We start from the raw sequence: 26,406 nt of genomic DNA, 5'->3' as shown, positions 1-26,406 counted from the left end.
GAGGTCAGCACCCACCGAGTCTCCCTCCCCTTTCTGGCGCAGCGTCTGCCGTAGTGGCGGCATTGCCGCCCGAATGATGCTTGCGCAAGGCGGCGAGGAAGCCGGCACGGGCATCGGGCTGTTCAATGCCGCGCGGCTCGTAGACATGGCGGGTGAAAAAGAAACCGGTCAGATGGAAGGCGTCCTCGAGTGCCGCGTGGTCCGCCCGCAAGCCGGAGCCGCGCTGCAGGAAGGCCGGCAGCGCCAGCATCTTGTCGCGCCACGGCGCACCGGCGGCTCGCGACACCGCACGGCCGGATTTCGGCGAGACATAGGCCAGATCCTGCCTGGCGCCGGTCGCCGCGCACTGGCTGAGATCGAGGCCGAAGCCGAGTTCGTCGAGGATGAGCAGTTCGAAGCGCGCCACCAGTTCGCCGGCGGCATCCGAATCGTCCAGATGGGCGATCATCACGGCAAGCGTCTCATACAGGCCGCCATGGGCGTCGCGCTCGGGCAGGAGTCTGAGATGCGCGGCCATGGTCTGCAGGCCGTAGACGGCGACTGCGCTGTCCATCAACCGGGCGGCATTCATCTCGATCGCCTCGGCCTGGAAGGTGCCGAGATGCTCGTCGAGGCGTGCCCGCCACAAAAGGTCGACGCGGTTGCCGGGCTGCAGCACCGGCTGCTGCTTGCGCGAGCGCCCGCCGCGCACCAGGCCGAGATGGCGGCCATGCGCACGCGTCATTACCTCGAGAATGGCGCTGGTTTCGCCATGCTTGCGGGTGCCGAGTATGATTCCCTCGTCGCGCCATTCCATGGCAGGAGCTTGTCACCGGTTGCATGGCGAAATCAAGATTTTGGCGCACCGCGTGCGATCTGTGCTGACATTGGATCTCCGCACATCGTCGAAAGGCTCCGATCACGCGAATTTCCGGTGATCGGCCAGGACGTCGTCGATGACGCGGCGCGATCGCTCGGCTTCGGCCTGGTTGGCGTCGTGTCCGGCAACGGTGATCAGCGCCTTCCACAGCGTCCAGCCGCGGCCGCGCGCCCAGGTCGCTTCATCGACGTCGATGGCGGCACGGAACGCCTCCCGGCTCTCGCCCTGGAAGAACGTCCAGGCGATCGCCAGGTCGCAAGAGGGATCGCCGATCCCGGAGGTGCCGAAGTCGATGACGGCGCTCAAACGGCCGTTTTGGACCAGAAGGTTGCCCCAAGCGACGTCTCCGTGGAACCAGACGGGCGACCCTTGCCAGGTGGCGGCAAGGGCCGCATACCAGACAGCGGTGGCCGCCTGGGTGTCGATCTGCCCCTGCAGCGCCTGGAGTGCTTCCCTTGTCTGGTTGTCATACACGCTCAGCGATCCGCCGCGGAAGAAATTGTGCTGGCCCGCGGGCGGCCCGCCCGCCGGATCGATCCGCCGGAGCGCAATGAGGAACTTGGCCAGATCGACCGCGAACTGTCGGCGATCGGCGATTTCGGCGGTCTTGGCTGTTTCGCCGTCGATCCAGCGGTAGACGGACCATTGCCAGGGGTAGTCCTCCCCAGGCTCGCCCATCGCCAGTGGAACCGGGATCGGCAGCGGCAGAAGCGGCGCCAGCCTGGGCAGCCAGCGGTGCTCTTTTTCGACCTGCAAGGCATATGGTGCGGCACTCGGCAGCCGCACAGTCATATCATTGCCGAGGTGGAAGGTTCGGTTGTCCCAGCCGCCAAACGCCACCGGCCTCACCGGCAGATGCCGCCATTGCGGAAATTGCGCGGCGATCAACCGGCGCACGAGATCGGTATGGATGGTCGGTTTTGGATCAGGCATGTCATCGTCTCAAACTGCCGGGCGGCATTTCCAGACGATGAAGCTCAATGGGGAAACTCAAGCCCCATCTCGCGGTAGCGCTCGGGGTCGTCGCCCCAGTTTTCACGCACCTTGACGAACAAGAACAGGTGCACTTTCTGCTCGAGAATGCCGGCTATTTCCATGCGCGCCGACTGGCCGATGGCGCGGATGGTCTCGCCCTTGTGGCCGAGCACGATCTTCTTCTGGCTGTCGCGCTCGACATAGATGGTCTGGTCGATGCGCACCGAGCCGTCCGGTTTCTCTTCCCATTTCTCGGTCTCGATATGCGAGGAATAGGGCAACTCCTGATGCAGCCGCAGATACAGCTTCTCGCGGGTGATCTCGGCGGCCAGTTGGCGCATCGGCAGGTCCGAGATCTGGTCTTCCGGATAGTACCAGGGGCCGACCGGCAGCGCTTGCGCGAGATAGTCGAGCAAATCCTTGCAGCCGGAGCCGGTCAGCGCCGAGACCATGAAGGTGCGCTTGAACGGCACCTTTTCGTTTGCTGCCGCGGCCAGGGCCAGCAGCGCCTCGTGCTTGACCCGGTCGACCTTGTTGAGGATCAGCACCATCGGCTGGCGGACGTCCTTCAGCCGCTCGAGGATGGCGTCGGCGTCGCCCCTGATGCCGCGCTCGGCATCGATCAGCAGCAGCACGATATCGGCGTCCTTGGCGCCACCCCAGGCGGTGGTCACCATCGCGGTGTCGAGCCGGCGCTTCGGCTTGAAGATGCCGGGCGTGTCGACAAAGACGATCTGCGCGTTGTCATGCGTGGCGATGCCGCGCACGATGGCGCGGGTGGTCTGCACCTTGTGAGTGACGATCGACACCTTGGCGCCGACCAATTGGTTGACCAGCGTCGACTTGCCGGCATTGGGCGCCCCGATCAGGGCAACGAAACCGGAATGCGTGGCCTCCGCGGCCGGAGGGAGATCTTCGCTGGCGGTCATGCCGCACTCCCGTGGTTGGCCCAGATGCCCTCGCGCATAAGAAACGCCGATGCCGCCGCTTCTTCGGCTGCGCGACGAGAGCCGCCCGTGCCGCTTGCCGGCGCAAAACCGCCGACCTTCACGGACACCGTGAAAACCGGTTGATGTTCAGGTCCCTCGCGTCTCTCGATCGCGTATTCGGGCCTGACATCACTGGTCTTGGCGATCCATTCCTGCAGGTCGGATTTCGGATTGGGCGGCTTGGCCACCACCTTTTGCGAGCGCGGCTCCCAGTAACGCAGGACGAATTGCCTTGCGGCATCGAGGCCGCCGTCGATATAGACCGCCGCGATCAGCGCCTCGACCGCATCCGCCAGATAGTTTCCGCCCGAGCCGCGCGAGCGCGCCTTCAAGGCAGCGTCGGCCCGAACCAGATCTTCGAGCTGCATTTCAATGCCGATCTCGGAGCATGTCCGTGCATCGACCAGGGCATTGAAGCGCGGGGCGATTTCACCTTCCGGCGCCTCAGGAAACTTTTCGAAAAGCAGGTCGGCAACGATCAGGCCGAGCACGCGGTCGCCAAGGAATTCGAGGCGCTGGTTGTTGCTGCTTGCCTTGACCGCACTGGAATGGGTCAGCGCGGTCTCGAGCAAACGGACATCCCGGAAGGAATGGCCGGTTTTGGCTGTCACCAAATCGGCCAGAGTTTCACCCGTCGGGCGCTTCAAAGCCATCAATTCACGAAATGGAACAGGCGCGACAGGCGCACCAGCGACGGCCATTTCCAGATCTCGAGCGGGCTCGCCTTCCCGGCGATCGAGAAGAAGACGATGTTGGCGCGGCCGACAAGGTTCTCCGCCGGCACGTAGCCGACGCTGAGGCGGCTGTCGGAGGAGTTGTCGCGGTTGTCGCCCATCATGAAATAGTTGCCGGGGGGCACGACGAACTCGCGGGTGTTGTCGGTGATCGAATTCGGTGTCAGGTCGAGCGTGTCGTAGCTGACGCCGTTGGGCAGGGTCTCGCGATAGACGTCGACCGGCTCAGGCACTTCCGTGATATCAGGATTTTGGATCTGGCCGGTTTTCACACGAGGCACGCCCTGGCCGTTGATGAACAATTGGCCGTCCTTCATCTGGATCTTGTCGCCGGGCAGGCCGACGACGCGCTTGATGTAGTCGAGCGACGGATCCGGCGGGAACTTGAAGACCACCACGTCGCCGCGCTTCGGATCGGAACCCCAGATGCGGCCGGAAAAGATGTCGGGGCCGAATGGCAGCGAATAGCGCGAGAAGCCGTAGGACCATTTGGTGACGAACAGATAGTCGCCTTCGAGCAAGGTCGGCCGCATAGAGCCGGACGGAATCGAGAAGGGCTGGAACAGCAAGGTGCGGATGACCATGGCCAGCAGCAAAGCCTGGATGATGACGCTGACGATTTCGCCAAGCCCGCCGGATTTCTTCTCGGATTTTTCAGCCACGCTCATGTCGTCCTCGATTGTGCGTTGGATGGTATAGAGTCTCGGCGCGCGCTGGGCAACGTCAAGTCGGCGTTAGATAGCGGTCGTCTGATGCAATCAATGTGGCGCTTGTTCGGCGGGCAACGCCTCGATGATCACAAAGGCTTGAGCAAGCGGGAAATCATCGGTGATTGTGAGGTGGATCGCCGCTCTGTGCCCCTGTGGCAGGATTTTGGCCAGCCGTGCCGCCGCTCCCCCGGTCAGCGCCATGGTCGGCGCGCCGCTGGGCAGGTTGGCGACCCCCATGTCGCGCCAGAACACGCCCTGCGCCAGGCCGGTGCCAAGCGCCTTGGCGCAGGCCTCCTTGGCGGCGAAGCGCTTGGCATAGGAGGCGGCGCGGCCCTTGCGGCCTTCCGAGCGGACCTGTTCGACCTCGGTGTAGATGCGCTGGATGAAGCGCTGACCATGCCGTTCCAGCGACTTTTCGATGCGTCTGATGTCGATCAGGTCGCTGCCGATGCCGATGATCATTCCGCCGGAACTTCCCGTCCGCGGTGCCCGGCCTTATGCGCCCGCTCTGCCATGCGCTTCCTGCGCTGCTCGCGAAAGGCTGTCATCCCCCAGCGGGTGATGCCGTAGAAGATCAGCCCGAAGATCAGGCCGAGCGGCACAGCGCCGATCAGCATCGGCTCCAGCACCGGATGCCACAGTTTTGCAAACGACAGCGTGTGCATCATCTCACCAAGATGCGCAGGCGGTCCGTTCTTGGGCAGGCGCTCATGCAGGATCAGCTTGCCGACTTCCCAGGACGCTCCCCACAGCAGCGGGAAAGTCAGCGGATTGCCGAAGAATACCGCGCCGAAGGCGGCGGCCACCAGATTGCCGGCGACCACCCAGCAGAGCACGGCGGCGACGGCGAAATGGAAGCCGAGCGGAAAGAAGGAGGCGAAAACGCCGGCCGCGACGCCGGCCGCGACTGCATGCGGTGTCGCCTTCAGCCGCAGGATGCGCTTGGAGAAATATTGCAACGAGCGCGAAAACGAGCGGCGCGGCCACAGATAGGTACGCACCCGCTCCAGAATGCCATCAGGCTTTCGGCGTCGAAAAAGCACTCTGTTCCAGTTCCCGGTTCATCACGCCCAAATTGCAACCACCCTGGCCGGGCGCGGTCGCTCCATCTTGCGCTTCGAGGGCGCAGAAAGGCAACAACGACTTTGATATAGCGACTGCCTTGCGGCGGAACAATGAAACGCCGCCGCGATGGTCTGCCGCAGGCGGGTAACAAGAGCGCCATTGGGGCGAAACTGAGGACAATATCGATGAAAGCTCCCCGACGACGGCAAGGCCCGCGCGAGACGACGCCGAGGCGGATAGACTATTCCCGATATTCGCTGACTTCGACCAAATTGCTGTCCGGATCGCGGAAATAAACCGAGATCATCTTACCGCGGGCGCCGGTGCGCTCGACCGGACCGACTTCGATGGCAACGCCATTGGCTTCCAGACGGGCGCAAATCTCGGCAAGCGGCCTTGCGGCGACCAGGCAGAAATCGCCGGACCCAGGCATCGGCACCTTGGCCTTGGGCTCAAAGGTGCGGCCCACCTGATGCAGATTGATCTTCTGCGATCCGAACAGCAACGCCGTCGGCCGGTTCGGCTCGTCGAGGCGCTTGAGGCCAAGCACCCGCTGGTAGAAGGCGCAGCTGTCCTCCACAGAGCGGACCGTCAGCACGAAATGATCGATGCCGGCGATCATTGTGATGTCCCCTAGATGTTGCGGCTTCCTGGCTTAACGGCGGGAATGGCGGCAAGTTCCGGCGGCAGGCGGTCGGCGGGATAGGCCGGCACCTCATATTCGGCAAGCGCGATCAGCGGCACGCCGACATTGGTCTTGCCGGCCGAGCGGTCGATGATGCAGGCCGCCGCCACGACCTCTGCGCCAATCGCGCGCAGGCAGTCGATGGTTTCGCGGATCGAAAGACCAGTGGTGACGATGTCCTCGACGATTACGACGCGCGATCCCGGCGCGATCTCAAAGCGGCGCAGCCTGAACTCGCCGCCTTCGCGCTCCACCCAGATTGCTGGCACACCGAGATGGCGCGACGTCTCATAGGCCGGGATCAGGCCGCCGATCGCCGGGCCGACGACGTAGTCGACCTTGCCCGGCACCGCCTTGCGGATCTTTTCGGCCAGCGCCTTGCAAAGCCGCTCGGTCTTGTCGGCATGCATGAAGACGCGCGCCTTCTGCAGGAAGACCGGGCTGCGCAGACCCGACGTCAGGATGAAATGTCCCTCCAGAACAGCGCCTGCCTCGCGGAAAATGCCCAGAACTTCGTCGGTATTCATAACTCGCCCCATGTCCATGGTGAATGGTGAATGGTGAATGGTGAATTGGTGAATGGTGAATGGTAGTGAGAACGCCTTCTTTCACTATTCACTATTCACTATTCACTATTCACTATTCACCCATTCACACGCCGCGCATCGCTGACGCTCGAATTATCCTTGAGCTGCGACAGCAGCCGGTTGAGGTGCTTCAGATCCCAGACTTCGAGATCGATCAGCATTTCGGTGAAGTCGGGCGCGGTGCGCACCATCGACAGCGTATGAATGTTGGCGTCGTTGGAGGCAACGACCTGGGCGATGTCGGCGAGCGAGCCCGGCGCGTTGATGGCGGTGACCGAGACGCGCGCCGGAAAGCGCTCCTTGGTCTGCTCGTCAATGTCCCAGCGCACGTCGATCCAGCGCTCCGGCTGGTCGTCGAAGGCCTGCAGCGCCGGCGACTGGATGGGATAGATGGTGATGCCGGTGCCCGGCTGGACAATGCCGACGATGCGGTCGCCTGGCACGGCCCCTTCCGGCGCGAAACGCACCGGCAGGTCGCCGCGCACGCCGCGGATCGGCACCGCGCCATCGCGCGGCTGGTCCTTGTCCTTGCGCGCGGCTCGGGTGCCGGGCATCTGGAACAGCATGCCGGCGGCGTTGCGGATCTTCGACCAGCCCTCCTCGCGCTGCTTGGGGGCGCTGACGGTGACGCGCTCGTCCTTGTAGTCTGGGAAGACGGCCTTCATGACGTCGGTCGAGGCAAGTTCGCCGCGCCCGACCGAGGCCAGCACATCCTCGATGTCCTTGCGCGCCAGCCGGTGCAGCACCGGCTTCAGGCTTTCCTTGGTGAAGGTCTTGCCGGCGCGTTCGAAGGCGCGCTCGAGAATGCGGGCACCAAGACCTGAATATTGCTTGCGAATGGCGTTCTTGGTGGCGCGGCGGATGGCTGAGCGCGCCTTGCCGGTGACCACCACCGACTCCCACGCCGCCGGCGGCACTTGCGCCTTGGAGCGGATGATCTCGACCTCGTCGCCGTTCTTCAGTTCCGTCATTAGCGGCATGATGCGGCCGTTGACCTTGGCACCGACGCAGGTGTCGCCGACATCGGTGTGCACGGCATAGGCGAAGTCGATGGGCGTGGCGCCGCGCGGCAGCGCAATCAGCATGCCTTTCGGCGTGAAGCAGAATACCTGGTCCTGGAACAGCTCCAGCTTGGTATTTTCGAGGAAGTCTTCCGGGTTGTCGCCTTCTGCCAGTTGCTCGATGGTGCGCCGCAGCCAGGCATAGGCGTTGGTCTCCTTCGAGATCGCATGGGCGGCGCCGTTCGTCTTGCCGCCGGTGTCCTTGTAGATCGAATGGGCGGCGACGCCATATTCGGCGATCTTGTTCATCTCGCGGGTGCGGATCTGCAGTTCGACGCGCTGGCGCGACGGGCCGACAATGGTGGTGTGGATCGAACGGTAGTCGTTCTGCTTGGGCGTAGAAATGTAATCCTTGAAGCGGCCAGGCACCATCGACCATGTGGTGTGGATGGCGCCGAGCGCGCGGTAACAGTCTTCGACGCTGTCGACGACGACGCGGAAGCCGAAAATGTCCGAGAGCTGCTCGAAGGACAGCGCCTTGGCCTCCATCTTGCGGAACACCGACCACGGCTTCTTCTGCCGGCTCTTCACCCCGGCATTGATGGCATGCTTCTCGAACAGCGCCGACAGCGCCTTTTCGATGTCGGTCAGCACACCCTTGTTGCGCTCGAATATCTCGGCAAGCCGCGCGGTGACGGCGCGGTAGGCTTCCGGATTGATGAAGCGGAAGGCGATCTCTTCCAGTTCCTCGCGCATGCCTTGCATGCCCATGCGCCCGGCCAGCGGCGCGTAGATGTCCATCGTCTCCTCGGCGATGCGCAGGCGCTTGGCCTCGGGCATGTGGTCGAGGGTGCGCATGTTGTGCAAACGGTCGGCGAGCTTGACCAGCAGAACGCGGACATCCTCCGAGATGGCCAGCAACAGCTTGCGCAGGTTTTCCGCCTGCTCGGCCTTCTTGGAGACGAGATCGAGCTTCTTCAGCTTGGTCAGGCCTTCGACCAGCTTGCCCATTTCGGGGCCGAACAGATCGTCGATCTCGGCCCGCGTCGCGGTGGTGTCCTCGATCGTGTCATGCAGCAAGGCGACGGCGATCGTCGCCTCGTCCATGTGCATTTCGGTGAGGATGGCGGCGACTTCGAGCGGATGCGAGAAATAGGGATCGCCGGAAGCGCGCTTCTGGTGGCCATGCTTCTGCATGGCGTAGACATAGGCCTTGTTGAGCAGCGCCTCGTTGACGTCAGGCTTGTAGCGCGCGACGCGCTCGACAAGCTCATACTGACGCATCATGGGCGGGTTCTCACGGTGCTGAAATGATTGATGCGCCGCACTGATGTACGGCGCATCTCATAGATAGCCACGAAACTCACGGGACGGAAGTGCCGGAACCATATTCCCGGCAGGTCCAGGGCAGCGATTAGTAGTCGTCGCTCTTTTCCGGGGGAACCAGGCCCTCGATGCCGGCCAAAAGGTCTTCCTCGGTCATGCGATCGAAGGTGACGTTTTCTTCCGCGTCGTCGGCGTCGGTAGCTGCAACTGCGTTGCCGGTCTGGTCGGCGATCGCCTCGCCGTCGGCCTCGGGCTCGTCAACCTCGACATGCTTCTGCAGCGAGTGGATCAGATCTTCCTTGAGGTCGTCGGGCGACAGCGTCTCGTCGGCGATCTCGCGCAGCGCCACGACCGGGTTCTTGTCGTTGTCGCGCGGCACGGTGATCGGCGCGCCCTGGCTGATCTGGCGGGCGCGATGGCCGGCAAGCAGCACGAGCTCGAAGCGGTTGTCGACCTTGTCGATGCAGTCTTCAACGGTTACGCGGGCCATTGATTGCCCCTTTCATGCCTGGATTTGATGGAAAACAGGCGCGGTCCATAACCCGAACGCCGCCAAAATACAAGCATTATGGCTCTGTGGCCCCATGGGCTGGCGAATGCCAGCTTCTGGCGCCGCTGAATGCCTTGCCGGCGAAGCCCGCCTACCGGGCGACGACACGGCTCCGATCACAATTGCTTGCAGTGCGCCCCGGCACCCTTGGATTGCCGTAAAACTGGCGCTATCTCGGTTGACGAAAGGTCAGCCGGTTTATTTACGAGCCGAGCGATATAAACGACCCATTTCGATTAGTCCGCCACCTATTTCGAAAAAGGAATATTGCCATGTTCGACCCCCGTGAAAAAATCGCTCTTTTCATAGACGGCGCCAATCTCTACGCCACCTCGCGCGCACTCGGCTTCGACATAGACTACCGCAAACTGCTGTCCAGCTTCCAGAAGCGCGGCTATTTGCTGCGGGCCTATTACTACACCGCTCTGGTCGAGGATCAGGAATACTCTTCGATCCGTCCCCTGATCGACTGGCTCGACTATAATGGCTTCAAGGTGGTGACCAAGCCGGCCAAGGAGTTCACCGACTCGACCGGCCGCCGCAAGATCAAGGGCAATATGGACATCGAACTGACCGTCGATGCGCTCGAACTTGCCGATGTCGTCGACCACTATGTCATCTTCTCCGGCGACGGCGATTTCCGCACACTGGTCGAAGCGCTGCAGCGGCGCGGCCGCAAGGTCTCGATCGTCTCCACCATGGCCTCGCAACCACCGATGATCTCGGACGATCTGCGCCGCCAGGCCGACCATTTCATCGATTTGACCTCGCTGAAGAACGAGGTCGGCCGCGATCCCTCCGAACGGCCGGTGCGCAGGCCCGAGCCGGCCGAAGTCGAAGAGGAAGACTATTGACGGCGGCGGCCTTGGAGGCCGCTCCCGAACCCGACCGCGACTGCCCCCTCTGCCCACGCCTGCATGATTTCATCGCAGACTGGCGGCAGCGCGAGCCGTCGTGGTTCAACGCGCCGGTGCCGACCTTCCTGCCGCCTGATGGCGAGGACGCCGTCGAGCTGCTGATCGTCGGGCTGGCGCCCGGCCTGCGCGGCGCCAACCGCACCGGGCGGCCGTTTACCGGCGACTATGCCGGCGACCTGCTCTACTCCACGATGATCGCTCACGGTTTTGCCCGCGGCGAGTTCAAGGCGCGGCCGGATGATGGGTTGCAGCTGGTCGGCACCGCGATCACCAATGCGGTGCGCTGCGTGCCGCCTGAAAACAAGCCGGTCGGCGCCGAGATCGCCACTTGCCGCAGCTTTCTGGTGCCGACGATTGCACGCTTTCCCAAACTGCGCGCCGTGCTGGCGCTGGGCTCCATCGCCCACCAGTCGACCGTCAGGGCGCTGGGCCAGCGCGTCGCCGCCTATCCGTTCAAGCACGGCGGTCAGTTGCCGGCCGGCGGCGTCACGCTGTTTTCCAGCTATCACTGCTCGCGCTACAACACCAACACTGGGGTGCTGACCGAAGCGATGTTCGTCAAGGTATTCAGCGAGATCGCGTCGTTCCTGCGGAACTAGACGCTGCCTCTCAAAATCCCTCGAGCACGATCTTGCCCTTGGCCTTGCCGGTCTCGATCAGCGCATGGGCGCGCTTCAGATTGGCGGCATTGATTGGGCCGAACGTCTCGCCCAGCGTGGTGCGGATGGTGCCGGCGTCGACAAGGCGCGCCAGTTCGTTGAGATGTTCGCCCTGCGCGGCCATATCGGGCGTTTCATACAGCGAGCGGGTGAACATCGGCTCCCAGTGGACCGAAACGCTCTTGCGACCCAGTCGCGGGTTTCGGGCCGCGATGCGGTGGCGATCATCGTCAGATCGGTCAGCTGGCGCGCGAGCTGGACCGCGATCGACCCGACGCCGCCGGCGCCGCCGACGATCAGGAGGGTGTTCGCGGCGCCGATGACTAGCTTCTTCACATCGAGGCGGTCGAACAGCGCCTCAAAGGCGGTGATCGCCGTCGTCGGCAGTGCTGCCGCCTGCGCATAGCCGAGCGAGCCAGACTGGGCTCATCGCCCGCAAGGTCTATGCGCAGATGCCGCCGAAGGTCGAGTACAGCCCGACGCCTCGTGGCCGAAGCCTGGAGCCCGTGATCACCGTGCTGAAGGTCTGGGGCGATGCGTATGTGACGCTGGCGCCGGAGGTTTCCCAGGCCGCTTGAAGCGGAGGCGTGGCAACCGCTTGCGTTGGTCCGGCCCTCACACCGGCAGCAGCGCGTCCGGCTTCACGTCCGATATCGACGCATAGGTGTGCGTTTCCCTGACACCCGGCAGCGGCAGGATCACGCGCTTCAAAAAATCCTGATAGGCGGCCATTTCCGAAATGCGCGCTTTCACCAGATAGTCGAAGCCGCCCACGACCATATGGCACTCCAGCACTTCGGAGGCCTTTGCTACCGCTTCGGCGAAACGGTCGAACACATGCGGCGCCGCCTGGTCGAGCCTGACTTCGATGAAGACGAGCGTGCCGCGGCCGATCTTTTGCGGATTGAGCACGGCCCGGACCGCGGTGATGAAACCTCACGGAAAAGGCGCTTCACGCGCTGGCTGGTGCCGGTCGGCGACAGGCCGACACGGGCGGCGAGATCGAGTGTGGTGCGACGCCCATCCTCCTGCAACAACCGCAGCAGGCTGCGGTCGATGGCATCAAGTTGGTCGGATTCATGATTCACGTTCATGGCTCCTCTATTGTGTGAGATTCACGCCCAGCTCGCGAAAGCAGCCTATTTTGTCGCACCATTCTCAACAATAGGCTGCGCTTTCAACGAGAGCCGTCTGGAGGAAGAATCCTCCGCTGGCAGAATCGAGCGGGACAAGAATGCGCGTGACAGAGGACCGAAACACAAAGCCGGCAATTCTTGCGGGCCTCGCCATGATCGGCATTTACGCCGTGCAGTTCGTCGCAGCCCGCTTTAGCCTGCGGGAGCATCTTACGGCGACGGATGTCGCGACCTTGCGCTTTGTCGGTGCCGGACTGGTCATGCTGCCGGTTGTCTGGCGCGGCGGCCTGTCAGCCAGCAAAGCGTTGGGCTGGCGGCGTGCCTTGACGCTGGCGGCACTGGCCGGACTGCCCTACCCTATCATCATCAACTGGGGCCTCACCTACGCACCCGCCGCGCATGGCGCGGCACTTTGCCCAGCCTCGATTGTGTTCTTCTCGTTCGTGCTGTCGCACCTCGCCACGACGGACAAGGCCTCGCGCCAGCAAACCATCGGCGTCGCCGCCATCATCGCCGGGCTGATCCTGTTCATTGCGCCAGCGCACACCGGTGGCGGTATGAAGGATGTCTTCTCCGGTGATCTGCTGTTCATCGCATCGGGCGCGATGTTTGCCGCTTATGCCGTTCTTGTGCGGCGCTGGCGCGTCGATCCGATTGCGGCGACCGTAACCGTGGTGCTGCTGTCATGCGTGCCGCTGCCGTTGCTCTATTTCTTTGCCCCAAGCGGCCTCCGCGCGGCATCAGTGGCCGAGATTGCCAGCCAGATCGTCATTCAAGGGTTTTTGGCGGGTGCGGCCGCCATGTTCCTGTACACCTATATCGTCCGGCAGCTGGGGTCGCAGGCGGCATCGCTGTTCATGCCATGCGTGCCGATCGCAACCGTGCTGATCGCGATGACGGTGCTCGGCGAGACGCCGACCGGCGCCCAGTTCGCCGCCGTACTGATCATGGCCGCGGGGATGGCTTTTTCGGCTCTTTCCAGGCCTGTTCCCAAGCCTGCGTAAGACTGCGGATGCCAAACTCAAGGCCAGCTGATTCGTTCAAGGCGATGGAGGCTTTTGCGAAGAGAGCGATGCGGGTGCAGCAAATAGCTCGGCCAGCGTTTGCTGCCCACCCTGCAGGACGTTGAGATCGACATCGCCCTCGATCCCGTCGACGCGGCCCATATTGTGGTACTGCCAGTAGATCCAGTCGTTGCGACCTGGCTCCAGGAGCAACGAGCGACGCCAGAGCGGGCGAACGTCGATTTTCCCGGCATAGGCGTCCTCGGCCTCGTCGGTCAGGTAGATGATCGCCGGCTTGCCGAACGCAGCTTCAACCGGTCCGAGGAAGGCCTGGAGTTCCGCGCTCAGCTGCTCCGGCGACGGGCGTTGCGGGCAGTTGCCGCCGAATTCGATGTCGACGACCGGTGGCAGCAGCGGCTGGTCGTGCGGCACCACCGCGATGAAATTTTTCGCCTGGTCGGCGCCCGGCCGGCAGAAGGTGAAGAAGTGATAGGCGCCGACCGCAAGCCCGGCCGCGCGCGCCTCGCGCAGGTTTTTGGCGAAGGCATCGTCGACATGGTCGCCGCCCTCGGTCGCCTTGATGACCGCGAAGGCGACATCGTCGGCGGCAACGCGCCGCCAGTCGATCTCACCCTGATGATGGGAAACGTCGATACCCCTGACCGGATAGCTGTCACGATCCGGCGAGAACGTCCGGAAATAGAAGATGCCACCTGCGGCGACGATGCCGGCGAAGACCAGACTGGCCGCACCCCAGAGAATGATCCGGTTCTTCAAGCCTTTCCCCATCGTATGTCGCTGGAAACTTGAAAGCCGATGTGGCTTTTCTGGGGCTGTGGCTCGAGGTTCTTAGCCCCGTTCCTTCATGAGCCGGCCCTTTTCGCGCGACCAGTCGCGCTGCTTTTCGCTCTCGCGCTTGTCGTGCAGTTTCTTGCCGCGGCCGACGGCGAGCAGCAGCTTGGCACGGCCCTGGTCGTTGAAGTAGATTTTCAGCGGCACCAGCGTCATGCCTTCGCGGTCGATGCTCTGCGCCAGTTTTGCCATCTCGCGCTTGTTGAGCAGCAGCTTGCGACGCCGCCTGGGCTCGTGGTTGAAGCGGTTGGCCTGCAGGTATTCCGGCAGATAGGAATTGATCAGCCAGATCTCGCCACCCTCGACCGAGGCGTAGCTGTCCTGGATGTTGGCCTGGCCCTGGCGCAGCGACTTGACCTCGGTGCCGGTCAGCACCAGGCCGGCCTCGACGGTGTCGAGCACCTCATAGGAAAACCGCGCCTTGCGGTTTTCCGCAACGGTTTTGTTGTTTGGATCGGCTTTTCTGACCTGGTTCATGATGCGGAGAGGTGGCGCCTCATCCTCAATTTATCAAGCCGGCGTGCTTCATCGCCGCATCGATCTTCTCGGCGGTCGACGCCTCGATGGTCACCAGCGGCGAGCGCACCACGTTCTCGACCTTGCCAATCTTCGACAGCGCGTATTTGACGCCGCACAGGCCGGGCTCAAGGAAGATGGCCTTGTGCAGCGGCAGCAGACGGTCCTGCAATTCCAGCGCCTTGGCGCTGTCACCGGACAGTGTGGCTTCCTGGAATTCGGCGCACAGCCGCGGCGCGACATTCGACGTCACCGAGATGCAGCCGACACCGCCATGAGCGTTGAAGCCGAGGGCAGAGGCATCCTCACCTGAAAGCTGGATGAACTCCTTGCCGCAGGTGGCGCGCTGTTCGGACACGCGCTCGACCTTGCCGGTGGCATCCTTGACGCCGACGATGTTCTTGAAGTCGTGCGCCAGCCTGCCCATCGTCTCCGGCATCATGTCGATCACCGAGCGCGGCGGGATGTTGTAAATGATGATCGGCAGCTTGGTCGCCCTGGCGACGGCAGCGAAATGCTCGTACAAGCCGCGCTGTGTTGGCTTGTTGTAATAAGGCGTGACGACCAGAGCGGCGTCGGCGCCCGCCTGCTCGGCATACTGCACCAGACCGACCGCTTCAGCGGTGTTGTTTGAGCCGGCGCCGGCGACGACCGGAGCGCGGCCCTTGGCCACATCGATGCAGACCTTGACGACATGGCGATGCTCGTCATGCGACAGCGTCGGCGACTCTCCGGTGGTGCCGACCGGGACGAGGCCCGTCGTGCCCTCGCCAAGTTGCCATTCGACGAAGGCGCGAAAGGCTTTCTCGTCGAAACGTCCGCTCTTTTCGAACGGCGTCACGAGCGCAGTAAGCGAGCCTCTCAGCATGTCGTCCAACTCCTTGGAACTTGTTTGTTTATGCGTGTCATCGTCCCAAAACCGGTTCCCGCTTTTGGGCGACATGCATCGGGCGCCTTCTAGCCGAAAGCGAAGCCGCGCACCATAGTCTCGACACTGTTGCGCGGCAAGCATGCCGATGGTGCCAGCAAGCGCAATTCGAACGGCCTCGATAACCCTTTGTTTACGAGCTCTTCACGACCTAAGTCTAGGCTCTCGGGCACCTGGGCTTGCCATCTAAAGTGCCGCAACAGGGAAAGTCAGGATCATGCCGGCCAGTCGGCCACTCCGCTTCATATTGCTTGGCGCCGTTGCCCTGCTGATAGTGGGGACGGCGGCAAACGAGAGCGTCGACGAGCAGACGACCTCATCGATCCCGATGCCTGACATGCAAGATGGAGCGCAGACCGATGCGCCCTCCGCCAATATCGCCGTGTTGAAAGGCAGTCTCGATGCGTTGGCGACCGGCGATATCGCCGCGGCACGAGCGGTGCGCGAAACATTGCCGGCCAGTTCGCTGGACCGCCATATCCTGGCCTGGGCGATCGCGCTCTATGGCGGCGACCGTGTGCCGAGCAGCGAGATTGCCGATACCGCAAAGATGTTGCCGAATTGGCCGGGCACCATCGCTCTGCGCAAGAACAGCGAGCGCGCGCTTTATCGCGAAAACCCCTCGCCGCAGACCGTGGTGAAAGCCTTTGACGGCAGCCAGCCGCTGACCTTTCAAGGCGTGGTCATCCTTGCCCGTTCTTATTTAGCTCTTGGCAACACCAAGGCTGCGCTTTCCGTGCTGTCGCCATTCTGGCGCACCGAGAAGCTGGAAGCCAGGGACGAGGCGGCCGTCAGCAAGGAGTTTGGCGCCATCATTCCGGCTGCCGACCATCGTTTCCGCATGGAACGGATGTTTTATGCCGACCGGGAGAATTCGGCGCTGCGGGTCGCAGCCCTTGCCGGCGCGCAACCGCTGGCCGATGCCTGGGCCGCCGCCTCGCGTGGCGACAAGAACGCGGCCAAGCTGTTGAAAGCAGTGCCTGCCGCACAGCAATCGGCCGGCTATTTCTTCGCGCAAGCCGAATATCTGCGCAAGCAGCGGAAGTTTGCGGACGCCGCCGCGGTGGTAATGAAAGCGCCAACGAACCGCGACGCGCTGGTCGATCCCGATGCCTGGTGGGTCGAGCGCCGCGTGCTGTCGCGCGCACTGGTCGACCAGGGCGACTGGAAGACCGCCTACAAGATCGTTGCCGCGCATGCCGCCGAAAGCCCCGCCAGCGCCGCCGAGGCCGAATTCCACGCCGGCTGGTATGCGTTGCGCGGCCTCAACGATCCTGCGACGGCCTCGACCCATTTTGCCCGCATCGCCGATCTCGCGCAGGGACCGATGTCGCTGTCACGCGCCTATTACTGGCTTGGCCGCGCGGCGGAAGTCGGCGGTCCCGGCAATGCGAAGGATTATTTCACCAAGGCGGCAGCCTATGGCACCACTTTCTACGGGCAGTTGGCGGCGGAACGGGTTGGCTTGCGCACGCTGAACATCGTCTATCCCGAGCCAAGCACTGCCGACCGCCAAAGCTTTGACGGCCGCGAAGCCGTCAGCGCCATCAAGCGGCTGCAGGAGGCGGGCTACGACCGCTATGCCGAGACGCTTTACCGCGACCTCGCCGGGCAGTTGACCAGCCCCGGCGAGCTGGCGCTGCTTGCGGTGCTGGCGGAAAAGCAGGGCAATCATTTCATGGCGCTGAAGATCGGCAAGATCGCCGGCGCGCGCGGCATCGATGTCGGCGCGCTGTCGCATCCGCTGGGCGTCATTCCCGACACCGCCGACATATCCGGCTCGGGCAAGGCGCTGGCCTATGCGATCGCCCGCCAGGAAAGCGAATTCAATGTCGGCGCCGTCTCCAGCGCCGGCGCGCGCGGCCTGCTGCAGCTGATGCCGGGCACCGCCAAGCAATTGGCGAAGAAGGCCGGCGTGACCTTCTCGCAGGATCGGCTGACCAGCGACGCCGGCTACAATGCGACGTTGGGGGCTGCCTTCCTCGGCGAGCAGCTCGACCGCTTCGGCGGCTCCTATGTGCTGACCTTCGCCGGCTACAATGCCGGCCCCAACCGCGCCAGCCAATGGGTGGCCAAGTACGGCGACCCGCGCGGCAAGGGCATCGACGCCGTCGTCGACTGGATCGAGCGGATTCCCTACACGGAAACAAGAAGTTACGTGCAGCGGGTGATGGAGAATTACGAGGTCTACAAGATGCGTATTTCGGGGAAGTACGATATCGTTGGGGATTTGGTGAACGGAAGGGGTTGAGGCGGCAGAGCTGTCGCCATGGGCAGACGTTGGCGATCCTTCGCGCCCCCCTCTGGCCTGCCGGCCATCTCCCCCACGAGTGGGGAGATCAGCTGTCATTGCCGATTTCGCCAATCTCCAACGTCGAAGGAAGGGCGTAGCACCTGAACCGCCAATCTCCCCCCTCGTGGGGCCTCGTGGGGGGAGATGTCCGGCAGGACAGAAGGGGGCGCTGTCCCTCCGACATTTCCAAGAGTGTCAGCTTGCCGACAACCCTCGATTTGACCGCTCCCACCCTCGCCTGTAGCAGACGGAGACAATCCGGCCAGGGAGTCCTTTTAATATGTCGAGCACCGACGGCTTCTCCGACTTTTTCTACACCGCGCCGGACGGGCTCAAGCTTCACGCCCGCGTCTATGGCGAGACCAATTCGGCAGACTGGCAGGTCGTTTGCCTGGCCGGCTTGACCCGCAACGCGCGCGATTTCCATGAGCTGGCGCTTTATCTGTCGCAGCGGACCGACAATCCGCGCAAGGTCATCGCCTTCGACTATCGCGGCCGCGGCCAGTCCGCTTACGACCCTGATATCGGCCACTACACTATCGGCATCGAGGCCGGCGATGTCCTCGCTGGACTGGCCGCTCTGAACGTCGAGGAAGCGGCCTTCGTCGGCACCTCGCGCGGCGGGCTGATCATCCACGTGCTCGGCGCGCTGCGGCCAGCCGCGCTGAAAGCCATCGTGCTGAACGACATCGGACCGGTGATCGAGGCCGCGGGGCTCGCCCATATCCAAACCTATCTCGACCCGGCACCGAAACCGAAGAGCCGCGCTGAGGCGATCGATGCGCAACGCGTCGCGCACGGCGCGGATTTTCCCGCGCTGACGGCAGCGGATTGGGAGCGGATGGTGTCGGCCCTTTACCGGGAGACGGGCGAAGGTCTCCTGCTGCCGGATTTCGACCCGCGGCTGGTCCAGACGGTGGCGGGCCTCGACCTCAGCAAGCCGTTGCCGGATCTGTGGCCACAGTTCGAGGCGCTGGCGGCCATACCTTTGCTTGCCATTCGCGGCGCCAACTCGAAACTCCTGTCGGCCGACACACTCGACGAGATGCAAAAGCGTCATTCCGGCATGGAAGCGATCACCGTCGAGGGCCAGGGCCATGCGCCCTTCCTGGAGACAGGCAATCTGCCGGGCGCTATCGCGGCTTTCCTGGATGGAGTACCAAATTCTGCCCAGAAAAAGTAAACCCCAAGATCAAATATGATCCTGGGGTTGCCGCGGCAGTATATGAAAGCCTTGGTTAACTATTTGGCTTTCGAGCTTTTCCGGGGCGCCTTGGGTGCCTTCGCCGCTGCCGCTTTGCCCTTTTGGGCAGGCGCTGGCACTGAGGCCGTGGTCAGCGGCGATGCGAAGGCCGAGCTTTTTCCATCGCCGGACAGCCCTTCGCCGCGTGGTGTCTCCAGCACGACAACGCAGCCGTCGAGATCGTTGGTGGCCAGATGCGCATAGCGCATGGTCATCGAAAGCGTCTGGTGACCGAGCCACATCTGTACGCGGCGGATGTCGATGCCGCCCTGGACCAGACGCGAGGCACAGGTGTGACGCAAGATGTGCGGCACCACCTGATCGTCGGCGCCGAGACCGACTTCGGCCTTGGCATCGTTCCAGATGGCGCGAAACTGTGCCTGGCTGAGTTTGGTGAACGGACCCTTGGGCCGGCGGCCCTCTGACGGGGGCAGTTTGATCACCTCTTTGACCCGCTCGGTCATCGGGATGGTGCGGCTGCGGCCGGATTTGGTGATCCAGAACGAGACGCGATGTTCCTGGATGTCGTTCCAGATCAGTCCGAGCGCTTCGCCAAGGCGGCAACCGCTGTCGACGAGAAAGACCGAGAGACGGTAGGCATCCTCGCTGCGGGTCCTGATGGCGGCGAACAGCCTTGCTTCTTCGTCCCTTTCGAGGAAACGAATCCGTCCCGCCCGCTCCTTCTGGCGGCGGAACTCGGGCAGGCTGTGGATATCCCCCATCTTGTAAGCCTTGCGCAGCAGTTTGCTGAGGGCAGCCATCTTTCGATTGATGGTTGCATTGCTGTTGCCGCGCTGGCGCAAGGTGCCGATAAGATTGTCCAGGGTGCTCTGGTCAAAGGCGCTGAACCGTTCTCCGAGGAGAATCTCGTCTATTTCGCCGATGAAGGAGCTGACATTGTATTTATGCCGCCCATCATCCCAGAGTATGTCTCGGTATGCTGAAAAAAGCTCTCCGACCCGGTGCGACTTTACTTCTCTGATCTTGTTGTAGCTGTATTTTATCTTCGCATTTTGAGAAGAGAACATTGAGAAATGTTCGGAGGGGTCACCCTCTTGTATCGCGTCGATGGTCATAAATTGCCACACCCCCGAGTGGATAGAGTCAGACCTACCCGCTTGGAAGCGTCCTTTCAAGAGATTTAATCACGCAGTTGTGAATTCATCCGCCCATCAGCGGATCCCACGAACTCACCCTACGGACTGTTCAGCTGCCGATTCCCCCTGTTCCTTCTGCTTGCCTTGTTCCAGTCACGAAACAAAAACAGCCCGGGCGTAGATGCGCCCGGGCTGAATTTCACCTGTATAAACCCAGCCCTTAGAACGAGCGCTGGAAGCGGAGGATACCGCCGACGCTGTCTTTTTGCCGGGCGTTGGTCCAGTCCACGTTGGTGTAGCTCGCAGGATCGTTGAACCCGCCGTAGTGGTCGTAATCAACTTCAGCCGTGATCGTCAGGCCAGGCACGACATCGTATTCAATGTTCGCTGCCAGGGCATAGTTCTTCGCGTCGTCAGCCGAAGCCTGAGCATTGAACCTGGTCTTCTCGTTGATGGTGTACGTGCCACCACCCCAGACAGCCCAGTTGCCACCCCACTGCTTGAAGTAGCCGCGACCGAAGACATCCTTGACATTCGCCGGATCGTTGAGGTTGTCGTCGGTGCCGTAGCCGGCCATGACCCACAGCGACAGGGCCTGCGACACGGTGACGTCCAAGCGAACCTTGCCGGCCACTTCTTCGTAGTTGCTGTCGTAAGCGATGACGCCGGTAATGGCGCCCCAGCCCTGCGTGTACTTCACGCCGCCGACGACGTTCGGGACATAGCTGTCGATCGTCCGGAAGCCCGAGCCTTCTTCGAGAGAGACCACGGCCGAGAAGCCGTTGCCCGCATCGAAGTAGTACTGGACGACGTTGGTGTCGAAATCGCCGTAGGGAACCAGCGTATCCTGGATCACGTTGCCGGCGTAGCCGATGAACGTGTTGAAGGCCGATTCGTCCTTACCGACGCGGAGACCACCGAGCTGGATCCAGGCGAAGTTCAGCGAGGCCCCGGTGTTTCCAGCTTCGTTGTCGAAGAAGTAGTTGTTGCTGTTCTGGAAGTTGAAGCGGGTCTCGGTGTAGGTCTTCAAGGTGCCGAGTTCGGTTTCCTGGCCGGTCCAGGTCTTCAGCGCGAAACGGGCCTTCTTGCGGTAGGTGTCATTGGCGCTGCCATCCTGAGCATCGCCGGTAACCGCACCGTCGAACGAGCCGACGTCGCCGACGCCGATGTCGTAACGGACATAGCCGCCGATGCGCAGGCAGGTTTCAGTGCCGGGGATGAAGAAGTAGCCCGAGCCGTAAACGTCGCAAATCTTGACGTATTCAGCCGGTTCCGGCTCGGCGACGACGACGGCGTCGGCGGCACGCGCACCGGAAACTGCGATCAAGGCCGCAGCGGAGCCGAGGAGAAGGCTCTTAATGTTCATTTTCTGACCTCCAGTCAAAAGTTAAAAAACGGGTCTGGGTATTCTTTGCTGAAGGACAGCGTTCCCTGCCCCATCCCCACTACCGAAAAAGATGCGCACCGCGCCGCTTCTTCGAAATCGACATTACCCATGAGGCGGCGGCGTTCAACCACGATCGTACAGGCAAAAGGGCTGTGCGGGCGCTATCCCCTGGCGTTGTTGCACAAATGACACGATTTGGCCCCAGTCAGAAAGCTCTCATTAACTATCGAAGGGCCCGGAAGCCTTGTCCAGCGCGCCGCAATGCGGCCGAATCCGGCGACGGCCGGCCGAGATTGCGGCCATGTCACCGACTCGCCAGCCAGGGAACCGCCACAGATTCGCCGCATGCAAAAGGCGGCGCCGCGGCCGAATCCGGAATTTTCAGAGATAATGCCGCCGGCTTGTTGATTGTGCCGGCGCTTTTCTTTATCCAGCGGCGCAACGGAGAGGTGGCCGAGTGGTCGAAGGCGCTCCCCTGCTAAGGGAGTAGAGGTCAAAAGCTTCTCGTGGGTTCGAATCCCATCCTCTCCGCCATCCTGCTTCGCTCTTCGAGCTTCGCAGGACAAGCCCAACCCTCAGCGCGAAGCAGGATGGCGGAGAGAATGCCCTCCGAAGCCTTGGCGTAGGAGGGCCGGACCGCGTGGTGTGCTACGTGCCGCACAGCGTAAGCCCAGAGAATCCCTTGCAAAATTCGATTGGCAGTCCTGCTTCGCTCTTCGAGCTTCGCAGGACAAGCCCAACCCTCAGCGCGAAGCAGGATGGCGGAGAGGATGCCCTCCGAAGCCTTGGCGTAGGAGAGCAGCTCACGTGGTATGTGTATCTTCTGGAGAGTACGGCTGCGGAAGGCGAACGCTATATCGGCATAACGACGGACCTGAAACGGCGGCTTGTCGAGCACAATGCGGGGAAATCCAGCCATACATCCAAGTTTCTGCCGTGGCGGATCGTCAGCTATATGGCCTTTTCGAACCAGGCCAAGGCAGCTTCATTCGAGCGCTATCTCAAATCCGGTTCAGGGCATGCTTTCGCCAACAAGCCCCTGTGGTGATGGCCGCATCACCTGCCGCAAAGGTCCATCTTTTCAATAGACTTCAACAATAACAATTGGTTACAGCGAAAACGCTTGTCGCCGGCTTCACTATCTTGTTCGATTCTGACTGGAGGTCAGAAAATGAACATTAAGAGCCTTCTCCTCGGCTCCGCTGCGGCCTTGATCGCAGTTTCCGGTGCGCGCGCCGCCGACGCCGTCGTCGTCGCCGAGCCGGAACCGGCTGAATACGTGAAGATCTGCGACGTCTACGGCGCCGGCTACTTCTACATCCCCGGCACCGAAACCTGCCTGCGCATCGGCGGCTATGTCCGCTACGACATCGGCGCCGGCGACGTCGGCTCGTTCGACGGTGCGAGGTCCTTCGACCATAAGGATGGCGACGAGCAGGACACCTTCTACAAGAATGCCCGTTTCACGCTGAAGACCTGGACCGGCCAGGAAACCGAACTCGGCACCTTGAAGACCTACACCGAGACCCGCTTCAACTTCGGCAATCGTAACGGCTACCCGTCGGCAGACGATCCGACCACGGAAGCAGACGAGTTCAACTCCAACCCTGCCGGCAACAAGAACGTTTCGCTGAACTTCGCCTGGATCCAGCTCGGTGGCCTGCGCGTCGGTAAGGACGAATCGGCCTTCGACACGTTCATCGGCTACGCCGGCAACGTCCTCCAGGATACGCTCGTTCCCTACGGCGATTTCGACACCAACGTGGTCCAGTACTACTTCGATGCGGGCAACGGCTTCTCGGCCGTCGTCTCTCTTGAAGAAGGCTCGGGCGTCGTCGGCACGATCGACAGCTACGTTCCGCATGTCGTCGGCGGCGTGAAGTACACGCAGGGCTGGGGCGCCATCACCGGCGTCGTCGCTTATGACAGCAACTATGAAGAAGTCGCCGGCAAGGTTCGCCTAGACATCACCCCGATGCAGAACCTGTCGCTGTTCATCATGGGCGGCTACGGCACCGACGACAACCTGAATGACGACACGACCTTGATTCACAACGGCAACGCGATCAACGCCGGTGGCCGCGGTTTCTACAAGCAGTGGGGCGGCAACTGGGCATTCTGGGGTGGCGGCACCTACACCATAAACGAGAAGACCTCGTTTAATGCCCAGGTCTCGTATGACGAGTGGAAGAACCTCGGCGTCGCCGCGAACATCGCCTACGACGTTGTTCCCGGCTTCACGGTCACGGCCGAAGTCGACTACCTCAACGCAGGCAAGTTCGACGACGCCAACTTCTCCAACTTTACCAATGCCGACAAGAAGAGCAGCATCGGCGGTCTCCTCCGCTTCCAGCGCTCGTTCTAACAGGCAGAACCTGGCTGAAAATCGAACCCGGCGGGCAACCGCCGGGTTTTTCTTGTGAGGCGTCCGGACTGATCGGTCGCCGTGCGGATCTCGAGGGGTTTTCTGGCTCAACCGGCAGATCGGCAAAGGCGCCGCCTTGCGCCTCGCCAGAACTTGCGCCGTCCTATCGGGCACGCTAGCAAGAAGAGCCATTTTCTCGTGAGCTTTTGCCATGCGCCAGCGCCCTGCCCTCACGCCGCTTGTCGGCGCGCTTCCCTCCACGGTGCCGTTTGTCGGACCGGAAGCGCAGGAGCGCGAGCGCGGACGTGCGTTTCGCGCTCGCATCGGCGCCAATGAGAGCAGTTTCGGGCCTTCGCCGCGCGTTATCGAGCGCATGGAGAGCGTCGCGCGTGACCAGTGGATGTATTGCGATCCCGACAATTACGAGCTGAAGCAGGCTGCGGCCGCCCATCTCGGCATCGGCGCCGAAAACGTCGTGGTCGGCGAAGGCATAGACGGGCTGCTTAGCCTGGTGGCGCGCATGTATGTCGCGCCTGGCGACGCGGTGGTCACCTCGCTCGGCGCCTATCCGACGTTCAATTTCCACATTGCCGGCGTCGGCGGCCGGCTGGTCACGGTGCCTTACGAAAACGACAAGGAAAGTCTTGACGGCCTGTTGGCGGCGGTCACCCGAGAAAAGGCGCCGCTGGTCTATCTCTCCAACCCGGACAATCCGATGGGCAGCTGGTGGGAAGCGAGCGAGATCATCGGCTTTATCGAAGCCTTGCCGGAAACCACCATGCTGGTGCTCGACGAGGCCTATGGCGAATTGGGGCCGACCTCGGCGCTGCCGCCGATCGATGTCGCGCGGCCCAACGTCATCCGCATGCGCACCTTCTCCAAGGCATACGGGCTGGCCGGCATTCGCTGCGGCTATGCGGTGGCCGAGGCTGAGGTGATCCGCGATTTCGAGAAGATCCGCAACCATTACGGCGTCAGCCGCATGGCGCAGATCGCCGGCGTCGAGGCGCTGGCCGACCAAGACTGGCTGCACAGCGTGGTGGCGCGAGTCGCTGCCGGACGCACACGTATAGCCGGGATTGCCGAGACGAACGGGCTGAAGCCGCTGCCATCGGCGACCAATTTCGTCACCATCGATTGCGGCAAGGACGGCGCCTTCGCGCTGAAAGTGCTGCAAAATCTTTTGTCGCGCGACGTGTTCATTCGCAAACCGATGGCGCCAGGGCTCGACCGTTGCATAAGGGTCAGCGTCGGCCTCGATCATGAGCTCGATATCTTTGCCGAGGAACTGCCCGGCGCGTTCGCCGCGGCACGGGGAAACTAGCCCGGCCGATTGCCGTCGCGACACGGCCTGCCAATGCCGCCAAAGGCCAAGACAGAACCAGCCGGGTCCCCGGCTTCCGTCGATCCAACAACAATCCAACCGTTCAAGGCTGTTGCTTTCGTCCGATCCCGCGCCAGTTCTTGAGCATGGGAGATAACGACCGGCAAAAGGCGGTGCAGGCGCGCGTGCATGGTAAGGTGCAAGGCGTCGGCTACCGGATGTGGGCGCGACGCGAAGCGATAGGGCTTGGCCTCGTAGGTTGGGTACGCAATGAACGAGACGGCACGGTGACGGCCTCGATTGCCGGTGCCGATGCTGCGGTTTCCACAATGATCGAACGGCTCCGGCAAGGGCCACGGGGTGCTTCGGTTTCGAAGGTCGAGATCGAAGAATTCGAACTCCTCGACGCGCCCATCGACTTTCGGATCATTGTCTAGACGGAACCACTTTATTGCCGCTTGAATTAATCGAACGTTCGTTTTATTACTAAATACCGGGAGGCGATCATGGCACGCACAACGGGATCCGATGGCGAAAAAACTGAAGCGGCCGTCCGCGAGGCGGCGGTCAGCCTGATCGCCCGCTTCGGCTATGAGGCGACGTCGATGCGACAGCTTGCCGCCGAGGTCGGCGTCCAGGCGGCCGCGCTCTACCGCTATTTTCCGACGAAGGAAGACCTGCTGTTCACGCTGATGCGCGAACATATGGAAGGGCTGATCGAAGCGTGGGACGCCGCACGCCCCGACGCTGCCGATCCGGCAACGCGGCTTGCCGCCTATGTCGAAAACCACATCGCTTTCCACATCGAGCGCCGCCACTCCACCCATGTCTCGAACATGGAATTGCGCAGCCTGTCACATGACCGGCTGTCGCAGATCCTTCGCATGCGCACCGCCTATGAGAAGGAGTTGCGCGCCATCCTGCGCGACGGCGCGGAGGCCGGCGCCTTCAGTGTCGATGACACCGGGCTCACTGCCATGGCGCTGATCCAGATGATGACCGGCGTCATCGTCTGGTTCCGGCCGGGCGAGCGGCTGTCGATGGCTGAAGTCACGGCGACATATCTTTCAATGACAATGCGCCTGGTTGGCGCGAACATAGACGGCAAGACTTACAGCGCCGCGCGTCCCTTCGGACGCGCAAATGACGCTGTAGCATTTTGATTTCGCGCATGATCCTTTCCGAAAATCAAAGTTGATTTCGG

Annotated in this window: 26 protein-coding genes, 1 tRNA gene and 3 pseudogenes; 12 read left to right on the top strand and 18 right to left on the bottom strand. The window is 62.4% G+C overall.

Going from position 1 to position 26,406, the window contains the following annotated elements:
* Nucleotides 1-4: 4 nt before the first annotated feature.
* The 11 genes from recO to rpoZ all read right to left on the bottom strand — a co-directional run bounded on the left by recO (nt 5) and on the right by rpoZ (nt 9,421).
* Nucleotides 5-796 (bottom strand): DNA repair protein RecO, encoded by a 792-nt coding sequence (gene recO, locus NKJ80_RS04440; RefSeq protein ID WP_023692858.1) that lies wholly within the window; start codon nt 794-796, stop codon nt 5-7.
* Nucleotides 797-898: 102 nt separating this feature from the next.
* Complete coding sequence (locus NKJ80_RS04435) at nt 899-1,792, bottom strand: aminoglycoside phosphotransferase family protein (RefSeq protein WP_352497146.1); 894 nt, start codon at nt 1,790-1,792, stop codon at nt 899-901.
* Between the two features lie 44 nt (nt 1,793-1,836).
* Complete coding sequence (gene era / locus NKJ80_RS04430; RefSeq protein ID WP_352497145.1) at nt 1,837-2,763, bottom strand: GTPase Era; 927 nt, start codon at nt 2,761-2,763, stop codon at nt 1,837-1,839.
* Nucleotides 2,760-3,476, bottom strand: a complete 717-nt coding sequence (gene rnc / locus NKJ80_RS04425; RefSeq protein ID WP_023754775.1) for a ribonuclease III — start codon at nt 3,474-3,476, stop codon at nt 2,760-2,762. The genes era and rnc overlap by 4 nt, the downstream gene beginning before the upstream one ends.
* On the bottom strand, nt 3,476-4,225 hold the full coding sequence (lepB, locus tag NKJ80_RS04420) for a signal peptidase I (protein ID WP_023670241.1): 750 nt from the start codon (nt 4,223-4,225) through the stop codon (nt 3,476-3,478). Before lepB ends, rnc begins: the two co-directional genes overlap by 1 nt.
* Before the next feature lie 90 nt (nt 4,226-4,315).
* Nucleotides 4,316-4,729, bottom strand: a complete 414-nt coding sequence (acpS, locus tag NKJ80_RS04415; protein ID WP_023670240.1) for a holo-ACP synthase — start codon at nt 4,727-4,729, stop codon at nt 4,316-4,318.
* Nucleotides 4,726-5,310 (bottom strand): DUF2062 domain-containing protein, encoded by a 585-nt coding sequence (locus NKJ80_RS04410; protein ID WP_023743765.1) that lies wholly within the window; start codon nt 5,308-5,310, stop codon nt 4,726-4,728. Before NKJ80_RS04410 ends, acpS begins: the two co-directional genes overlap by 4 nt.
* Before the next feature lie 263 nt (nt 5,311-5,573).
* The gene (locus NKJ80_RS04405; protein ID WP_023747464.1) at nt 5,574-5,954 is read right to left on the bottom strand and encodes a VOC family protein; all 381 of its coding nucleotides are present in this window, start codon (nt 5,952-5,954) and stop codon (nt 5,574-5,576) included.
* 11 nt (nt 5,955-5,965) lie between these two features.
* Nucleotides 5,966-6,544: an orotate phosphoribosyltransferase gene (gene pyrE / locus NKJ80_RS04400; protein ID WP_352497144.1), complete on the bottom strand. Its 579-nt coding sequence runs from the start codon at nt 6,542-6,544 to the stop codon at nt 5,966-5,968.
* A gap of 116 nt (nt 6,545-6,660) precedes the next feature.
* Nucleotides 6,661-8,892: a RelA/SpoT family protein gene (locus tag NKJ80_RS04395; RefSeq protein WP_023670236.1), complete on the bottom strand. Its 2,232-nt coding sequence runs from the start codon at nt 8,890-8,892 to the stop codon at nt 6,661-6,663.
* A gap of 127 nt (nt 8,893-9,019) precedes the next feature.
* Nucleotides 9,020-9,421, bottom strand: coding sequence for a DNA-directed RNA polymerase subunit omega (rpoZ, locus tag NKJ80_RS04390; RefSeq protein WP_023670235.1), 402 nt, complete (start codon nt 9,419-9,421; stop codon nt 9,020-9,022).
* 332 nt (nt 9,422-9,753) lie between these two features.
* Between rpoZ and NKJ80_RS04385 the strand changes: the two genes are divergently transcribed.
* Nucleotides 9,754-10,335: a LabA-like NYN domain-containing protein gene (locus NKJ80_RS04385; RefSeq protein ID WP_023670234.1), complete on the top strand. Its 582-nt coding sequence runs from the start codon at nt 9,754-9,756 to the stop codon at nt 10,333-10,335.
* Complete coding sequence (locus NKJ80_RS04380; protein ID WP_352497143.1) at nt 10,332-10,997, top strand: uracil-DNA glycosylase; 666 nt, start codon at nt 10,332-10,334, stop codon at nt 10,995-10,997. The genes NKJ80_RS04385 and NKJ80_RS04380 overlap by 4 nt, the downstream gene beginning before the upstream one ends.
* A 10-nt stretch (nt 10,998-11,007) precedes the next feature.
* On the opposite strand, the pseudogene NKJ80_RS04375 reads toward NKJ80_RS04380, so the two are convergent.
* A pseudogene (locus NKJ80_RS04375) lies at nt 11,008-11,471 on the bottom strand (zinc-binding dehydrogenase); the annotation flags it as partial.
* A gap of 8 nt (nt 11,472-11,479) precedes the next feature.
* On the opposite strand from NKJ80_RS04375, the pseudogene NKJ80_RS04370 reads away from it, so the two are divergent.
* Nucleotides 11,480-11,635: pseudogene (locus NKJ80_RS04370) on the top strand (winged helix-turn-helix transcriptional regulator); the annotation flags it as partial.
* A gap of 37 nt (nt 11,636-11,672) precedes the next feature.
* On the opposite strand, the pseudogene NKJ80_RS04365 reads toward NKJ80_RS04370, so the two are convergent.
* A pseudogene (locus NKJ80_RS04365) lies at nt 11,673-12,151 on the bottom strand (Lrp/AsnC ligand binding domain-containing protein).
* A gap of 146 nt (nt 12,152-12,297) precedes the next feature.
* Here NKJ80_RS04365 and NKJ80_RS04360 point away from each other — a divergent pair.
* Nucleotides 12,298-13,197 carry a DMT family transporter gene (locus tag NKJ80_RS04360; protein WP_245271472.1) on the top strand — a complete coding sequence of 300 codons (900 nt, stop codon included), beginning with the start codon at nt 12,298-12,300 and terminating at the stop codon, nt 13,195-13,197.
* 36 nt (nt 13,198-13,233) lie between these two features.
* On the opposite strand, the gene NKJ80_RS04355 is transcribed toward NKJ80_RS04360, so the two are convergent.
* The 3 genes from NKJ80_RS04355 to dapA form a co-directional block, all read right to left on the bottom strand.
* Nucleotides 13,234-13,974: a glycoside hydrolase family 25 protein gene (locus NKJ80_RS04355; RefSeq protein ID WP_023716220.1), complete on the bottom strand. Its 741-nt coding sequence runs from the start codon at nt 13,972-13,974 to the stop codon at nt 13,234-13,236.
* A 72-nt stretch (nt 13,975-14,046) separates the two neighbouring features.
* Nucleotides 14,047-14,526, bottom strand: a complete 480-nt coding sequence (gene smpB, locus NKJ80_RS04350) for an SsrA-binding protein SmpB (protein ID WP_023687280.1) — start codon at nt 14,524-14,526, stop codon at nt 14,047-14,049.
* A gap of 25 nt (nt 14,527-14,551) precedes the next feature.
* Complete coding sequence (dapA, locus tag NKJ80_RS04345; RefSeq protein WP_023727558.1) at nt 14,552-15,433, bottom strand: 4-hydroxy-tetrahydrodipicolinate synthase; 882 nt, start codon at nt 15,431-15,433, stop codon at nt 14,552-14,554.
* Between the two features lie 277 nt (nt 15,434-15,710).
* On the opposite strand from dapA, the gene NKJ80_RS04340 reads away from it, so the two are divergent.
* Both NKJ80_RS04340 and NKJ80_RS04335 read left to right on the top strand, forming a co-directional pair.
* Nucleotides 15,711-17,744: a lytic transglycosylase domain-containing protein gene (locus NKJ80_RS04340; protein WP_352497142.1), complete on the top strand. Its 2,034-nt coding sequence runs from the start codon at nt 15,711-15,713 to the stop codon at nt 17,742-17,744.
* Between the two features lie 322 nt (nt 17,745-18,066).
* The gene (locus tag NKJ80_RS04335; protein ID WP_352497141.1) at nt 18,067-18,969 is read left to right on the top strand and encodes an alpha/beta fold hydrolase; all 903 of its coding nucleotides are present in this window, start codon (nt 18,067-18,069) and stop codon (nt 18,967-18,969) included.
* A 59-nt stretch (nt 18,970-19,028) separates the two neighbouring features.
* Here NKJ80_RS04335 and NKJ80_RS04330 read toward each other — a convergent pair whose 3' ends face one another.
* Nucleotides 19,029-20,105 (bottom strand): tyrosine-type recombinase/integrase, encoded by a 1,077-nt coding sequence (locus NKJ80_RS04330; RefSeq protein ID WP_502902188.1) that lies wholly within the window; start codon nt 20,103-20,105, stop codon nt 19,029-19,031.
* Between the two features lie 241 nt (nt 20,106-20,346).
* Nucleotides 20,347-21,492 carry a porin gene (locus NKJ80_RS04325; RefSeq protein WP_352497140.1) on the bottom strand — a complete coding sequence of 382 codons (1,146 nt, stop codon included), beginning with the start codon at nt 21,490-21,492 and terminating at the stop codon, nt 20,347-20,349.
* 464 nt (nt 21,493-21,956) lie between these two features.
* On the opposite strand from NKJ80_RS04325, the gene NKJ80_RS04320 reads away from it, so the two are divergent.
* From NKJ80_RS04320 to NKJ80_RS04295, 6 genes are all read left to right on the top strand, one after another.
* Nucleotides 21,957-22,047, top strand: a tRNA-Ser gene (locus NKJ80_RS04320).
* A 148-nt stretch (nt 22,048-22,195) separates the two neighbouring features.
* Complete coding sequence (locus NKJ80_RS31440; protein WP_502896551.1) at nt 22,196-22,561, top strand: GIY-YIG nuclease family protein; 366 nt, start codon at nt 22,196-22,198, stop codon at nt 22,559-22,561.
* 123 nt (nt 22,562-22,684) lie between these two features.
* A complete protein-coding gene (locus NKJ80_RS04310; protein ID WP_023702165.1) occupies nt 22,685-23,878 on the top strand; it encodes a porin in 1,194 nt (397 codons plus the stop codon).
* 211 nt (nt 23,879-24,089) lie between these two features.
* Nucleotides 24,090-25,202: a pyridoxal phosphate-dependent aminotransferase gene (locus NKJ80_RS04305; RefSeq protein ID WP_352497139.1), complete on the top strand. Its 1,113-nt coding sequence runs from the start codon at nt 24,090-24,092 to the stop codon at nt 25,200-25,202.
* Nucleotides 25,203-25,348: 146 nt separating this feature from the next.
* Nucleotides 25,349-25,639, top strand: a complete 291-nt coding sequence (locus tag NKJ80_RS04300; RefSeq protein WP_023709796.1) for an acylphosphatase — start codon at nt 25,349-25,351, stop codon at nt 25,637-25,639.
* Nucleotides 25,640-25,708: 69 nt separating this feature from the next.
* Nucleotides 25,709-26,365, top strand: coding sequence for a TetR/AcrR family transcriptional regulator (locus tag NKJ80_RS04295; RefSeq protein ID WP_352497138.1), 657 nt, complete (start codon nt 25,709-25,711; stop codon nt 26,363-26,365).
* Nucleotides 26,366-26,406: the final 41 nt, after the last annotated feature.

Source organism: Mesorhizobium sp. M0030 (genome assembly GCF_040323695.1).
GTDB lineage: Bacteria > Pseudomonadota > Alphaproteobacteria > Rhizobiales > Rhizobiaceae > Mesorhizobium.
Note: the sequence above shows the minus strand (reverse complement) of the source record. Positions and strands in the feature narration are given on the sequence as shown.